The organism is Marmoricola sp. URHA0025 HA25, assembly GCF_054059435.1.
Map to the genome: position 1 here is coordinate 2357722 of NZ_JBSSCD010000001.1, position 14608 is coordinate 2372329.

A 14608-nucleotide genomic window follows, 5' to 3' on the forward strand; every position below is an offset into this window, starting at 1 on the left:
GTAACCCGCGTTTACACCAACCGGGCTAGGGTGCGTTGCATGCTGCGAGCGCCCGTACGCGACCTGCGTGAGAAGTCCGTGTTCCTCACCGGTGCGGCCAGCGGGATCGGACGCGCCACGGCTCTCGCGCTGGCTCGCGAGGGTGCGGTCCTCTTCCTCACCGACGTCGACCAGCCCGGCCTGCTGCGGGTGGTCGAGGAGGTGCGTGCCGCCGGCGGCGAGGTCGCGTACGCCGCCCCGGCCGATCTCGCCGACCACGAAGCCGTGCGGGCGCTGGCCACCGAGATCACCGAGCTGCACGGCGCGATGGACGTGGTGATGAACGTCGCCGGCATCGCGTCGTGGGGCACGATCACCGCGATGCCGCACCGGACCTGGCAGCGGGTCGTGGACGTGAACCTGATGGGTCCGATCGCCGTCCTGGAGTACCTCGTGCCGCCGATGATCGAGGCCCGGCGTGGCGGGCACGTCGTCAACGTGTCGTCGGCCGCCGGGATCATCGGGATGCCCTGGCACGCCGCCTACTCGGCGAGCAAGTTCGGTCTCCGGGGCGTCTCCGAGGTGCTGCGCTTCGACCTCGCCCGGCACCGGATCGGGGTGAGCCTCGTGTGCCCCGGCGGCGTCGACACCGGGCTGACCGAGACGGTGAGCATCGCCGGCGTGGACAACGCGACACCGCAGTTCCGGCGGTTCCAGGCCGCCTTCCGCAAGCGCGCCGTGACGCCAGAGCACGCGGCGCAGGCGATCCTGCGCGGCGTACGCCGGAACCGGTACTGGGTCTACACCTCGCCGGACATCAGGTTCGTGCACCTGCTGCAGCGGTGGTTCCCACCGGCGTACGTGCTCGCGATGAAGGTCATGAACCTCGCCGCCAACCGCGCGCTCCCCCAGGTCGGTCGCGCCGTCCGGGAGGACGCATGAGCCCGGCACGCATCGCCCCCGGGTCGCGCCGCGAGCTCGGCCTGCCGATCTGGCTGTTCACGCGCCTGGCCGGCCGGGCGACCGGCACCGCGCCACCGGCGATCTTCACCACCCTGGGCAGGGGCCGAGGGCTGTTCTGGGGGTGGCTGCACTTCGCCGGCCGGCTGATGCCCGGCGGCAGGCTGCCGCGGCGCGAGACCGAGCTGGTGATCCTGCGGGTGGCGTCGCTGCGCGGGTGCGACTACGAGCTCGAGCACCACGTGCGCCTGGGCGCCCGCGCCGGCGTGACCCCGGCGGACGTCGAGCGGGTGCGGGCGGGTTCGGCCGCCGACGGCTGGCAGGGCCACGAGCGGCTGTTGATCCGGGCGACCGAGGAGCTGCTCGCCACCCGCGACCTCTCCGACCCGACCTGGTCGGAGCTCCGGGCGGCGTACGACGAGCGCACGCTGGTCGAGCTGCTCCTGCTGGTCGGGCACTACGACATGCTCGCGACCACGCTGATGACCCTGCGGCTGGAGCCGGACCCGCGTCGCTGAGCGCGGCTCAGTCCACCGGCCCGGGCGCGTGCGCGGCGCCGCGCTGCAGGTGCTCCGCCGACGTGGGGCAGTGTCCGTCGGTGACCAGCGGGCGGCGCTCGGGGTCCTTCGGGTCGCGCCGCGCCGTGCCGTAGTCGCACCTGGGGCTGCGCTGCGGGATGCCCTCGATCAGCAGCTCGCCGTCGCGGATCGCGTCGCCGAGGACGCCCAGACCGGGCGCATAGGTGGCCAGGATGACCCCGAGGTGGGGCGCGTAGGCGGCGAAGAGCTCGGTGAAGGGCACCGCCGTGCCGAGGAAGCCGGGGAGGACCGTGTCGGCGTCACCGACCAGCGCCTGCAGCTGCTCGACCTGCCCGGGCGCGTCCTCGAGGGTCTTGCGCAGCTCGGGGTCGTAGCTCTTCAGGAAGGCGGCGAACTTCCGCGACGACGAGGCGAGGCGCCTGATGTCGTCGGCCTTCGAGATCCCGATGTCGAGCACCGGCGAGCTGTTGTCGATGAGGCGGTCCGTCTCCGGCCACAGCCGGTCCAGCTCGGCGAGCAGCACAGCACCCTGGTCGACCAGTTTGCCGACGTCCTGACCGGTGCCGCCGAGCCCGGTCGCGAGCTCGGAGAGCAGCGTGTGCAGCTGCTGGTCGTCGACCTGGCCGAGCAGCTTGTTGACACTGATCACCGTCGAGGCGAGGGTCTTCGGCAGGTCGGTCGCGCTCGCCGGCACCACCGACCCGTCGTGCAGGAACGGCCGGGCGGCGGTGCGCGGCTGGAAGTCGAGGTACTGCTCGCCCACCGGCGAGAGGCTGCGCACCTTGGCGACCGACTGCACGGGGATCCGGTCCTTCGACGTGAGCAGGATCGTCGCGACGACGCCGTCGGGGCTGAGGTTGATCGACCTCACCTTGCCGACCTTCACGCCGCGGTAGGTGACCGCGGCGCCCTCGAAGAGCCCTCCTGTCGCGGCCAGCTGGACGCGGACCGTCGTGGTGCCCCGCACGAGCGGCCGGTCGAGCACCGAGCCGAAGAGGTAGGCCAGGGCCAGCACGAGCACGAGCAGCACCCCGATGAGGCTCTGCCACAGGCGGTCCCGGAGCATCGCGGAGACGTTCCTCATCGGCCACCTCCGAGCAGCGGTCCGAGGAGCGTGGAGAGCAGGTCGTTCACCGGGTTGGTGCCGCTGGGCGTCGTACCGGGATCGGCGGCGCCGCCCGGGGCTCCGAGCAGGTTCGGCAGGGTCACCTTGTCCAGCTGCATCTCGAGCTTCATGTTCGCGTAGTCACCCGGGATCGCCTGGTTGAGCTCGTCGTTGAGCGCCACAAGCGCCTTCAGGGACGGACCGAGGGTGTCCCGGTTGGCGTTCAGCTGGTCGAGCACGGGCGACACCTCCCGCAGCATCTGCAGGATCTGGTCGCGGGTGGCGCCGACGACCTGGTTGGCCGTCCCGGAGAACTCCGTGAGCTTCGCGAGCAGCCGGGTCAGGCCGGGCGTGTTCTTCCGCAGGACCCGCGCCGCCGGCCGGATGTCGGTCATGGCCGCGTCGATGGTGGCCCGGTTCTCGTTGAGCACCTTCGACACCGTGGCCAGTGCGTCGAGGGCGCGTCCGATGTCCGCGGTCGTCGCGTTCGCCTCGGTGAGGAAGGTGTCCGATCGCTGCATCAGCTCGCGGACGGTGTCCTCGCGTCCCCCCAGCGTGGCGTTGAGCTCCTGGGTGACCGTCTGCATCTGGTTGAGGCCACCGCCGTTGACCAGCAGCGAGGCCGACGCGAGTGCGTCCTCGACGGTAGGCGCGGTGGTCGTCTGCTTCACGGGCAGGAGCGCGCCGTCCTCGAGGAGGGTTCCGGTGGCCGGGTTGGTGACCTCGACGAACAGCTCGCCGAGCGGAGTCGTGTAGCGCAGCCGTGCGGTCGCATCCGCGCGGATCGCTGCGGAGCGGCGTACGTCGAGGACGACGATCGCCTTGAAGTCCCGGGTGCTGACCGAGCGGACCTTGCCCGAGCTCACCCCGTTGACCCGGACCTGTGCGCCGCGCGCGAGGTTGAGCGCCTCGTCGAACTCGACCTTGACCGCGATCGTGTCGCCGCTGACGCCGGATCCGGGCAGCGGCAGGTCGGCCATCGTCGGACCGCAGCCGGCCACCAGGATCACCAGCCCCAGCAACCCGGCGCCCAGCACCGCGAGCCGGCTCATCGCTGCTTCCCGGTGAGGAGGTCGATGAGGTTCTGGAGGTTGAGCAGGGAGGGCCCGAACAGCGAGCAGAAGTCGGTCTGCGTCGCGTTGCAGAGCGGCTTGAGCAGGGTCGGCAGCGGGGTGAGCACCAGGGGGTCGACCCGGACCCGGACGCGCCCGTGGTGCAGCGTGGCCTGGAGGTTCTGCAGCGTCACCGGCATCACCCGGAGGATCTCGGTGAGGTCGTCGCGCTTCGTCAGGATCGAGCGCATCACCCCGGAGCTCTGGTCCACGGCCCGGACCAGCTGCTGCCGGTTCTGGTGGGCGAAGTCGGCGACCAGGGCGACGGCCCGGCCCAGCGCACGCATGGCACTGCGGAAGTTGCCGCGCTCGTCGGCGAGCAGCGTGCTGGCCTGGCTCACCTGGGTCACGAAGTCGCGGACGAGCTGCTGGTGGCTGGCGACGGTCGAGGTCAGCGTGTCGAGCGACTTCACCGTGCCGGCGATGTCCTCGCGCTGGCCCGAGATAGAGTCCACCGCCCCGCCCAGCGACGTGACCGCCCTGTTGAAGAGGGCGCCCTTGCCGTCGACCGCCTGCGAGCCCTCGCGCAGGATGTTCGCGATGGCGTTGCGGGTGCCCTTCTGGCCGGCGATGCCGGTCGCGAAGTCGTTCAGTGCCTCCAGCACCTCGTCGAAGTCGACCGGCGTGCGGGTCAGCTGCTGCTGGATCACGGCACCGTCCCGCATCCGCGGGCCCGAGTGGTAGACCGGCGTGAGCTCGACGTACCGGTCCGTCGCGACCGAGCGCGCCACGACGACCGCACCGGCGTCGGCGGGGACCGGCTGGTCCCGGTCGATCGACATCGTCACGCGCACGTGCGTGCCCTCGGGCTTGATGGAGGTCACGGTGCCGACCGGTACGCCGAGCACTCCGACGTCGTTGCCGACGAACAGGCCGGCGGAGTCCCCCATCAGGGCGGTGACCGTGATCGTCCGGCCGGGCAGCGCGGTGCAGCCCGAGAGCCCCAGCGCGAGGGCCGCGACGACGACGATGCCGACGAGCCTGTTCAGCGACCTGCGACTGCTCCTCATCAGCAGCCCCCCAGCTTGCAGCCGACGTCGTCCGGCGGCAGCGCCGGGTCCTTCAGCCACAGGTCGGCCCAGGCGCCGTTGCCGGTGGCGTTCGCGAAGTAGCGCACGGTGGGCGCGATTTTGCCGAGCACCTCCTTGAGGGTGGCGTCCTCCTCGTGGAGCGTGCTCAGCACCGCGTTCAGCTGCCGGAAGGCCGGCGCCATGTCCTCGCGGGTCTGGTCGATCACCGCGCCGAGGTTCTGCGCAAGCGTCGTCGTCTCGGTCAGCAGCGTGTGGATCGCATCGCGACGCTGGGTGATCTCGCCGATCACCAGGTTCGCCTCCCGCATGAGCGCGACGATGTCGGTGCTGCTGGCGGACAGCTGGCTGGTCACGCCGCGAGCTGCCGCGAGGAGCTCGCCGGTCTGCTGGCTGCGGCTCTGGACCGCCTCCGAGAGCCGGGCGATCCCGGTCAGCGCCGGTCCGATCTGGTCGTTCGTGGCCGTCAGGGTCTTGCTCGCCTCGGTGAGTGCCCGCGCGAGGAGCGCCGGATCGAGCTGCTCGAGGTTCGCGGTGCCCTTCTCCAGCACGTCCTGGAGGTTGAACGGCACCGAGGTCCGCGACAGCGGGATCCTGTCCGACCGGCCGCTGCCCGCAGGCGTCACGGCCAGGTAGTGGGTGCCGAGCAGGGTCGCGACCTTGACGGCCGCGGTCGACCGGTCTCCGAGCTCGACTCCCTTGTCGAGCACGAACCGCACCTCGACGACGTCACCCGCGAGCCGGATCGACTTCACCTTGCCCTGCGGTACGCCGTACACCTCGACGTCCTCGCCGGAGCGGAGGCCGGCAGTCTGCGCCAGCACGGCGGTGTAGGACCGCGTGCCGAAGGAGACGAAGGTGACCAGCACGACCAGGAGGCAGACGACCGCCCCCAAGGCGATCGTGACCAGGCCGACCCGGAACGGGTCCCGGCGTCCGAGCGCCTTCATGCCCGTCCTCGCTTCGCTGCGGGCGCGCATGAAGCCCGCGCACGGGCCTGGATCGTTCGCTCGCTGCGCTCGCTCATCTGCACACCTCGCTCCACGGTCCGTTGCCGCTGCCGTTGAGGTTGAGGGTGGCGCCGCCGACGTTGACGATCACCGAGCAGAGGTAGATGTTCACCGCGTTCTCGTACGAGCTCGCCCGCCCGAGCGCTGCCAGCGTCGAGCCGAACGAGCCGAGGGCGGCCACGAACCCGGGCTTGTTGGCCATGAACAGGTCCATGACCGTGCGGAACCGCTTCACCGCGCGCACCGTCGGCACCCGGGCCTGCTGGAGCAGGTCGGAGGTCGATCCGATCAGCTGGCTCATCCCGTCGATCGAGGCGCCGATCGACTTCCGGTCGCGGGCCAGCCCGGTCATCAGCGCCCGGAGCTCCTCGACCGTCGACTGCAGCTCGGTGCCGTGCCCGGCCAGGTCCGCGAGCACCGGCGTCAGGTTGTCGAGCACCTGGCCGACCACGGTGTCGCGATCGGCGAGGAAGTTCGTGAGCCGCCCGGTCTGCGCGAGCAGCGACTCGACGGTGCCGCCCTCACCCTGGAGCACCTTGACCAGGGACGTCGCGAGCGCGTTGACGTCGTCGGGCCGCAGCGCCTCGAACAGCGGCCGGAAGCCGTTGAGCAGCTCGGTCAGGTCGAAGCCCGGGCTGGTCCGCGACAACGGGATGGTCGCTCCGGGCGCCAGCCGGGCTCCGCGGTCGGGCCCCTGTACCAGGGCGAGGTACCGCTGCCCGAGGAGGTTCTGGTAGCGCATCACGATCTTCGTGGTGTCCAGCACCGGTTGCTCGGCGGCGACCTGGAAGCGCACCTCGGCACCGTGCCTGCCGACGCTGATGTCCTGCACCCGGCCGACGCGGACGCCGGCGACCCGGACGTCGTCGCCGGAGCGCAGCCCGGCGACGTCGGCGAGGTCGGCGCGGTAGGACCGGGTGTCGCCGTGCACGCCGTTGAGCATCGTGTTGAGCAGCACCACGGCGAGCAGGACGCTGACCAGCACGAACGCGGTGAACTTCACCACGATCCAGCGGAACCCGGCGATCACGGGTTGCTCCCGCAGTTGTCGCCGCGCGCCGCGCCGAACCTCGGGCAGTCCGCGGCGGTGTAGTAGGGCGGTACGTCGATCAGGAACGTCGTCACCGTCTTGACGAAACCGTCCTGGATGACCGTCGCCAGCTTGGCGGCGAGCATGGTGTTGGTCTGGATCGCTCCGGTGATGCCGGCGGCCCGGTTCGCGTGCACGACGTCGAGCAGCAGCGCGGAGTTCTGGATGAACCTGATCAGGCCCGACTGCTGCGCGCGCAGGAACGCGTCGGCCTGGGTGGTCAGCGCCGTCGCGCCGACGAGCACGGTCGCGATCGCCGCCTTCTCGGCCACGATCGTGCGGGCGGTCGCCATCGCGTCACCGGTCGCCGCGAGCAGGTCCGGAGCGACCTCCGCGACGAGCTCCAGGTTGGCCGCGAGCTTGCGGACGTCGTCGCGCACCTGCGGCATCTTCGGGTTGAGCCGGCCCAGGTAGTCGTCGGCCAGGTCGATCGTCGTGCCGAGGCGGCCGCCCCTGCCGTCGAGAGCCTGGGCGACGGAGCCGATCGCCGACGCCAGGTCGGCCGGCCCGAGCGCCTTGACCAGAGAGTCGATGTCGTCGAGCGCCTGCTGCAGCTCGAGGGTGTCCTGGGTCGTGTCCGCCGGGATCACCGCTCCGGCGCGCAGCGGCCGTGGGGACGCCGGGCCGCTGGTGACCAGGTCGACGTACGACGTACCGAAGACCGTCGCCGGCAGGATCCGGGCGACCACGTTGTCGGGCACCTGGGCGAGGCGGTGACCGCGCACCGCGATCCCGACCCGGACACCGCCGTCGGGCCCGCGCCGGATGCCGTCGACCTTGCCGATGATCACGCCGCGCACCTTGACGTCGGCGCCCGAGCCGAGCGAGCCGCCGGCGTTGGCCAGCTGCGCCTCGACGCGGTCGGGACCGCCGACGGCGCCCGACGACTTGAGCCAGACGAGCGCCAGCACGAGGGCGAACCCGACCACGGCGACCAGCCCTCGCCGGGCGTGGTCGCGCCGCCGCAGCTCGCGCCGCGGCCGTCCGTGGGTCCTCGCTGTCGTCATCGGCTCAACCGGAGATCCGGAAGCCGGAGTCACTGCCCCAGAACACCAGCGTCATGATCATGTCGAGCACGACGATCACCACGATGCTCGCCCGGATCGCGCGCCCGGTGGCCTCGCCGACGGCCTGCGGCCCGCCACCCACCCGCATCCCGTACCAGCAGTGGATCAGCGTGATCGCGATCGCGAAGACCAGGATCTTCACGACCGACTTGAACACGTCACCGCCGTCGATGAACGTCGAGAAGTAGTGGTCGTACTGGCCCGGCGACTGCCCGAAGATCACCACGACGGAGAGCATCGAGGCGACGTAGGAGCCGATCAGGCCCACGAGGTAGAGCGGGACGATCGCGATGCCGCAGGCGATCACCCGCGTGCTGACCAGGTAGCGCATCGGCTCGACCGCCATCACCTCCAGCGCGTCGACCTCCTCGTGGATCTTCATCGAGCCCAGCTGCGCGGTGAACCGGCAGCCCACCTGGGACGCCAGCGCGAGCGCCGCGATCAGCGGCGCGAGCTCACGGGTGTTCGCACTCGCCGAGACGAAGCCGGTGAGCGGCGCGAGGCCGACGATCTCGAGCCCGTTGAAGCCCTCGATGCCCAGCGACGTACCGGCGGACAGCGCGAGCAGCACCATCACCCCGATCGTGCCGCCGCCCACGACCAGGGCGCCGCTGCCCCAGGCGATGTCCTTGAGCTGGCGCAGCGCCTCGCGGTGGTAGAGCAGCACGGTCGCCGGGAGTGCGAGCAGGGTGCGGCCGGCGAACGTCGCGAAGTCGCCGACCTGCGCGAGGGTGCCGGTGACGGAGTCGACCACCCGGACCACCGCGTCGGACAGCTGTGCCCGCGCACCGACCTGGAGGCTCATCTACGCGATCCCCTGCGGCACGAGCATCACGTAGGCCTGCGTGATCGCGACGTTGGCGACCGCCAGCAGGATCACGCTGAGCACGACCGCCTGGTTGACCGCGTCGGCGACACCCTTGGGGCCGCCGGTGGCGGTGAGTCCCTTGTGCGCCGCGACGATCGTTGCGATGAAGCCGAAGACGAGCGCCTTGAACTCCGCCAGCGCGAAGTCGGTCGGCTGGCTGAACGCCACGAACGAGTCCATGTAGGCACCCGAGCTCACCCTGCCGCCACCCACGTTGAGGATGTACGCCGTGACCATCGCGGTCATCGACACGATCACCGTGAGCAGCAGCGCCACCGTCAACGCGGCGAGGACGCGCGGGGCCACCAGCCGTTGCACCGGGGAGATCCCCATGACCTTGAGGGCGTCGATCTCCTCTCGCACCGTGCGGGCGCCCAGGTCGGCGCAGATGGCCGAGCCGACGGCCCCGGCGATCATCAGGGAGGTGACCAGGGGCGCCGCCTGCCGCAGGATGCCGATCCCGTTGACCGCTCCCATGAACGAGGTGGCGCCGACCTGGCTGGCGACAGCGCCGATCTGCACCGAGATGATCACGCCGAACGGGATCGCGACCAGGATCGTGGGCAGCAGCGAGACGCGGGTCATGAACCACGCCTGCAGCATGAACTCCGACCACGAGAACCTCCGGGCGACGATGTCGCTCACCCCGGCGACGACCGACTCGACCGCGAGCACGGCCAGCTTCCCGCTGGTCTCGACGCCCTTGCGCGAGCGCGCCCGCATGGAGGCGATGCCGGACCGGCCGGCGACGGCCATCGAGCTCACGCTGCCTCCCGGTCGGGTGTTCGGGACGATGCACCCTGCGCAACGTCGCGGACGACGTGGGAGTTACGCAGGACACATACCGTTGTCAGCGCGACTGTGCCAGTACTGCTGTCATCTCCACAAGGCTCTGACCGACGGGCCGCACGTGCCACAAGTTCGCGTAACGCAGACTGTCACACGCGTTTACATTCCGCTAGACCCAAGCGCCCGGTGGTCGAGCAGCGAGCGCCAGCGAGCGATCAGACGAGACCCCCGCAACCCGCTGGTCGAGCAGCGAGCGCCAGCGAGCGATCAGACGAGACCACCCCGGCGCACCGGCAGGTGCGTGCGCGGCGCCATCCGCGGACCACGCCGCGGCCGGCCCAGCCCGGCGAGCTCGACCAGCCGCTGCACCCGGTGGCGGTGCGGCCGGTACGGCTCGAGCAGCTCGGCGAGCCCGTCGTCGTCGACGGCCTCCCCCACCAGCGCCCAGCCGACGTCCTTGGCGACGTGGTAGTCGCCGAAGCTCACGGCGTCGGGGTCGCCGAGGGCGGTCGAGCGCACCTCGGCGCTCGTCCAGACCCCGATGCCGGAGAGGCTGCGCAGCCTGCGGTCGAACTCGGCGGGCGAGGCGGCTCCGGCACGCTCGAGGGACGAGGCGACGCGGGCGGCTGCGAGCAGGGGCCGCGACCGGCCGCCGTCGACGGGCAGCCGCAGCCACTCCCACGACGGGATCGTCCGCAGCGTCGCCGGGTCGGGCTGCACCCAGAGGTCGAGCTCCGCGGGCCCGGGGGCACGCTCGCCGTAGCGGCGTACCAGGCGCCGGAAGGCGGCGAAGGCCTCCTGGCCGGTCACCTTCTGCTCGATGATCGTCGGCACCAGCGACTCCATCACCAGGTCGGTCGCACCGAGCCGCCAGTGCCGGTGCCGACGCCAGACCTGTGCCAGCTGGGCAGGCGGCTCGAAGCCGGTGGGGTCGTCGTCGGCGCCGAGCATCCGCGGCAGCCGGTCGAGCACCCAGTCGGCGCCGGGTCCCCACCCGCGGGCATGCACCTCGGCCGTGCCGGGAGCGACCGAGACCGCGAGCGTCGCGACCCCGCACGGTGTGCGAATGCCGCGGGCGTGGCTGCCGTCGGGCAGCACCCGGTACGTCGGATCACCGCCGCCCCGACGGTGCACGCCCAGCACCACGCCCGCCGGGCACGGCCAGTCGGGCCGCCAGGTGCGGGTGCGCGGGACGGTCGGGCTCACCGCTCCAATCTAGTGCCGCCCTCCCCCGCTCGGTGGGCGGTGTCGGTGCGCTCGGGCAGGATGGCGGCCATGGAGCTCGCCCGCCTCGTGTCCGTCTCCCAGCAGGTCGCGGCGACCCGTTCCCGCATCGAGAAGCGCGGCCTGCTCGCGGGCCTGCTCGCCCAGACGCCGGCCGACGAGGTGGAGACCGTCACGGCGTACCTCTCCGGCACGCTGCGCCAGCGGCGCACCGGCGTCGGCTGGCGCGGGCTGGCAGAGCTGCCGCCGCCTGCCGACACGGCGAGCGTCGGCGTTGCGGAGGTCGACGAGGCCCTGGAGGCGATCGCCGAGCTGTCCGGCGAGGGGTCCGGGACCGCCAGGCGCGACGCGGTGCGCGCCCTCTTCGGCCGCCTCACGGCCGACGAGCAGCAGTACCTCCGCGGGCTCGTGACCGGCGAGGTGCGGCAGGGCGCGCTCGACTCGGTCGTGCTCGACGCGATCGCCGAGGCAGCGGGAGTGCCCGCCACCGCCGTGCGGCGGGCGGCGATGTTCAGTGCGCTCACCGGACCGATCGCCGTGGCCGCTCTTACCGGCGGCGAGGAGGCGCTGGCGGCCTTCGACCTGGAGGTCGGCAGACCGGTGCGGCCGATGCTCGCGTCCGCCTCGCCCGACGTGTCCGACGGCGTGGCGAAGGTCGGCAGCCTGCCCCTCGTCGTCGACACCAAGCTCGACGGCATCCGGATCCAGGTGCACCGGCGCGACGACGAGGTCCTCGTCTTCACCCGCAGCCTCGACGAGATCGGCCAGCGGCTGCCCGACGTCGTCGAGAGCGTGCGGGCACTGCCGGGCGGCGATCTGGTGCTCGACGGCGAGGCCCTCACGCTCGCCGACGACGGCACCCCGAGACCGTTTCAGGAGACGGCCTCGCGGACGTCGGCACGCGAGCGGTCCGACCGGGTGCACCCGTTCTTCTTCGACCTGCTCGCCCACGAGGGTGAGTCGCTGGTGCAGCGGCCGGGCCGCGAGCGCCTCGCCCGGCTCGACCTCGTCGTCCCTCCGGAGATGCGCACGTCCCGTCTCGAGACCGACGACGCCGAGGAGGTCGCCGAGTTCTTCGCGCGCACGGTCGCCGGCGGCCACGAGGGCGTGATCCTCAAGCAGCTCGACGCGCCGTACGAAGCCGGCCGCCGGGGCTCGGCCTGGGTCAAGGTGAAGCCGCGGCACACCCTCGACCTGGTCGTGCTCGCCGTGGAGTGGGGCAGCGGTCGGCGCCGTGGCTGGCTGTCGAACATCTGGCTCGGTGCCCGTGACGGCGACGGCTGGGTGATGGTGGGCAAGACGTTCAAGGGGATGACGGACGCGATGCTCGCCTGGCAGACCGAGCGCTTCCTCGCGCTCGAGACGCACCGCGAGGGCCACGTCGTGCACGTGCGACCCGAGCAGGTCGTCGAGATCGCCTTCGACGGCCTGCAGCGCTCGACGCGCTATCCCGGTGGACTGGCGCTGCGCTTCGCCCGGGTGCTCGGCTACCGGGAGGACAAGTCTGCGGAGGAGGCCGACACGATCGGGACCGTGCGCTCGCTGTCCGGACCGGTGCTGCCGGCCGACGGCGCCGAGCCGTGAGACAGCCGGTGTAAACCGGAGTTGCACTAACATCGCCGCATGAGCCCAGCCCGGCCGGAGGATCGCGAAGGCGCCGAAGTCGCGGCTCCCCGTCGTTCGCCGAGCCGGCAGTCGGCGGCGGCCGCCCGCCGGCGCAGCCGCGAGCAGCAGATCCTGGCGGCCACCCGGCGACTGTTCGACGAGTCCGGGGTGCGCGATGCGCAGATCGACGACATCGCGCGCGCCGTCGGGATCAACCGGGCGATCATCTACCGGCACTTCAGCGGCAAGGAGGAGCTCTTCGCGCTCGCGGTGGAGAGCTACCTCGAGGAGCTGCGCGACCGCCTGGAGCAGGCGGCGGCCGAGCACCCGTCGGACCCGATCGCGCGCCTGCGCGCGGTCGTCGGAGCCTTCGTGGACTACGGCTTCGAGTACCCCGCGTTCATCGACTGCGCCCAGACCCTCATGCGCCGGCCCGGGCCCGAGCTCCTCGAGCAGGTCAGCGAGGGCGCGCTGCTCCGCCTCGGACGGGCCATCACGTCCTGCCTGCGCACGCTGATCCAGACCCTCGAGGACGGCGTGGCATCCGGGGAGTTCCACCGCGGCGACACCGTGCTGATGGCGAACTACATGTACGCCACCGGGCTCGGCGCGATGCAGCTCGCCCGGATCGGCATGGTCGTCAAGGAGAGCGCGCCCGGCATCCCGGCCATCTCCCGGATCTCCGGGGAGCAGGTCCGCGAGTTCCTGGTGAGCACCGCGGTGTCGCTCGCCACCACCAAGGGCTGACCCACGTCGCCGAGGCGGCGCAGACGAAAGCCGGCAGCTCGCCGAGGCGGCGCAAGTGATAGCCGGGAATGCGCCGAGGCGGCGCAGATGAAAGGAATTCCTTTCATCTGCGCCGCCTCGACATGAAGTCAGCGCTCGAGGATCGCGACGACGCCCTGGCCGCCGGCGGCGCAGATCGAGATCAGCGCACGACCCTCGCCCTTGTCGGCGAGCAGCTTGGCCGCATTGGCCACGATGCGGCCGCCGGTCGCCGCGAACGGGTGACCCGCGGCGAGCGAGGAGCCCTTGACGTTCAGCTTGGTGCGGTCGATCGATCCCAGCGGCGCGTCGAGGCCGAGCCGCTCCTTGCAGAACACCGGGTCCTCCCACGACTTCAGGGTGGAGAGCACCTGGGAGGCGAAGGCCTCGTGGATCTCGTAGAAGTCGAAGTCCTGGAGGGTCAGGCCGGCCCGCTCGAGCATCCGCGGCACGGCGTACGCCGGCGCCATGAGGAGGCCCTCGCCGCCGTGCACGTAGTCGACGGCCGCGGTCTCGTACTCGGTGAAGAACGCGAGCGGCTCCAGGCCCTTCGCTCGGGCCCAGTCCTCGGACGCGAGCAGCACGACGGACGCGCCGTCGGTGAGCGGCGTCGAGTTCGCCGCCGTCATGGTCGCGGCCGCGCCCTTGCCGAAGACCGGCTTGAGGGTGGCGAGCTTCTCCAGCGAGGAGTCGGGACGCAGGTTGTTGTCCCGGTCCACACCGTTGAACGGGGTCACCAGGTCGTCCTGCCAGCCTTCGTCGTAGGACTTCGCGAGGTTGTGGTGCGACGCCACGGCGAGCTCGTCCTGCTCCTCGCGGGAGACCTGCCACTCCAGCGCGGTCAGCGCGGCGTGCTCGCCCATCGACAGGCCGGTGCGCGGCTCGCCGTTCTGCGGGATCTCCAGGCCGATGTCCCCGGGCCGGATGTTGCCGAGCGCCCTGAGCTTGCCGCCGGTGTCGCGCGCGGCATTGACCTTCATCAGCTTCTTGCGCAGCTTGTCCGAGATGGCGACCGGCGCGTCCGAGGTGGTGTCGGTGCCGCCGGCGATGCCGACCTCGATGTGACCTGTCGCGATCTTGTTCGCGACGTAGATCGCCGCCTGCAGGCCGGTGCCGCAGGCCTGCTGGAGGTCGCAGGCCGCGCTGGTCGGCGCCAGCCGGGAGCCGAGGACGGCCTCGCGGGTCAGGTTGAAGTCGCGCGCGTGCTTGAGCACCGCACCCGCGACGACCTCGCCGATCTGCTCGCCCTCGAGCCCGAACCGGGCCACCAGGCCGTCGATCGCGGCCGTGAGCATCTCCTGGTTGGAGGCGCTCGCGTAGGCGGTATTCGAGCGGGCGAAGGGGATCCGGTTGCCGCCCAGGACGGCGACGCGACGGGTGTTTTCCAGCATGGCGAGGGTCTCCTGGATCGGATCGGGAGTGGTCGGCCACCGGCCCGAAGGGGGCGGGAGTCGGCACTGCGGTACC

General features: G+C 71.7%; 14 protein-coding genes. 4 read left to right on the plus strand and 10 right to left on the minus strand.

The features are described from left to right. Positions 1-39 precede the first annotated feature (39 nt). Together ACVW00_RS11625 and ACVW00_RS11630 are read left to right on the plus strand one after the other, a co-directional pair. A complete protein-coding gene (locus ACVW00_RS11625; protein ID WP_457111055.1) occupies positions 40-921 on the plus strand; it encodes an SDR family oxidoreductase in 882 nt (293 codons plus the stop codon). Then, positions 918-1457 carry a carboxymuconolactone decarboxylase family protein gene (locus tag ACVW00_RS11630; protein WP_457111056.1) on the plus strand — a complete coding sequence of 180 codons (540 nt, stop codon included), beginning with the start codon at positions 918-920 and terminating at the stop codon, positions 1455-1457. Before ACVW00_RS11625 ends, ACVW00_RS11630 begins: the two co-directional genes overlap by 4 nt. Positions 1458-1464: 7 nt before the next feature. On the opposite strand, the gene ACVW00_RS11635 is transcribed toward ACVW00_RS11630, so the two are convergent. The 9 genes from ACVW00_RS11635 to ACVW00_RS11675 all read right to left on the minus strand — a co-directional run bounded on the left by ACVW00_RS11635 (position 1465) and on the right by ACVW00_RS11675 (position 10753). After that, positions 1465-2562 carry an MCE family protein gene (locus ACVW00_RS11635; RefSeq protein WP_457111057.1) on the minus strand — a complete coding sequence of 366 codons (1098 nt, stop codon included), beginning with the start codon at positions 2560-2562 and terminating at the stop codon, positions 1465-1467. After that, complete coding sequence (locus ACVW00_RS11640; protein ID WP_457111058.1) at positions 2559-3635, minus strand: MCE family protein; 1077 nt, start codon at positions 3633-3635, stop codon at positions 2559-2561. Before ACVW00_RS11640 ends, ACVW00_RS11635 begins: the two co-directional genes overlap by 4 nt. Further along, positions 3632-4705 carry an MCE family protein gene (locus tag ACVW00_RS11645; protein WP_457111059.1) on the minus strand — a complete coding sequence of 358 codons (1074 nt, stop codon included), beginning with the start codon at positions 4703-4705 and terminating at the stop codon, positions 3632-3634. Before ACVW00_RS11645 ends, ACVW00_RS11640 begins: the two co-directional genes overlap by 4 nt. Then, the gene (locus ACVW00_RS11650; protein ID WP_457111060.1) at positions 4705-5673 is read right to left on the minus strand and encodes an MCE family protein; all 969 of its coding nucleotides are present in this window, start codon (positions 5671-5673) and stop codon (positions 4705-4707) included. Before ACVW00_RS11650 ends, ACVW00_RS11645 begins: the two co-directional genes overlap by 1 nt. 73 nt (positions 5674-5746) lie before the next feature. Then, on the minus strand, positions 5747-6763 hold the full coding sequence (locus tag ACVW00_RS11655; protein ID WP_457111061.1) for an MCE family protein: 1017 nt from the start codon (positions 6761-6763) through the stop codon (positions 5747-5749). Further along, positions 6760-7830 carry an MCE family protein gene (locus ACVW00_RS11660; RefSeq protein WP_457111062.1) on the minus strand — a complete coding sequence of 357 codons (1071 nt, stop codon included), beginning with the start codon at positions 7828-7830 and terminating at the stop codon, positions 6760-6762. The genes ACVW00_RS11655 and ACVW00_RS11660 overlap by 4 nt, the downstream gene beginning before the upstream one ends. A gap of 4 nt (positions 7831-7834) precedes the next feature. Continuing rightward, a complete protein-coding gene (locus ACVW00_RS11665) occupies positions 7835-8695 on the minus strand; it encodes an MlaE family ABC transporter permease (RefSeq protein WP_457111063.1) in 861 nt (286 codons plus the stop codon). Further along, on the minus strand, positions 8696-9514 hold the full coding sequence (locus ACVW00_RS11670; RefSeq protein WP_457113106.1) for an MlaE family ABC transporter permease: 819 nt from the start codon (positions 9512-9514) through the stop codon (positions 8696-8698). 300 nt (positions 9515-9814) lie between these two features. Then, positions 9815-10753 carry a DNA-3-methyladenine glycosylase family protein gene (locus ACVW00_RS11675; RefSeq protein ID WP_457111064.1) on the minus strand — a complete coding sequence of 313 codons (939 nt, stop codon included), beginning with the start codon at positions 10751-10753 and terminating at the stop codon, positions 9815-9817. A gap of 69 nt (positions 10754-10822) precedes the next feature. Between ACVW00_RS11675 and ACVW00_RS11680 the strand changes: the two genes are divergently transcribed. Together ACVW00_RS11680 and ACVW00_RS11685 are read left to right on the plus strand one after the other, a co-directional pair. Beyond that, complete coding sequence (locus tag ACVW00_RS11680) at positions 10823-12355, plus strand: ATP-dependent DNA ligase (RefSeq protein ID WP_457111065.1); 1533 nt, start codon at positions 10823-10825, stop codon at positions 12353-12355. Between the two features lie 39 nt (positions 12356-12394). Beyond that, on the plus strand, positions 12395-13123 hold the full coding sequence (locus tag ACVW00_RS11685) for a TetR/AcrR family transcriptional regulator (RefSeq protein WP_457111066.1): 729 nt from the start codon (positions 12395-12397) through the stop codon (positions 13121-13123). 128 nt (positions 13124-13251) lie between these two features. Here the strand turns inward: ACVW00_RS11685 and ACVW00_RS11690 are convergent, their stop codons facing one another. Further along, positions 13252-14532 (minus strand): acetyl-CoA C-acetyltransferase, encoded by a 1281-nt coding sequence (locus ACVW00_RS11690; RefSeq protein WP_457111067.1) that lies wholly within the window; start codon positions 14530-14532, stop codon positions 13252-13254. Between the last annotated feature and the right edge of the window lie 76 nt (positions 14533-14608).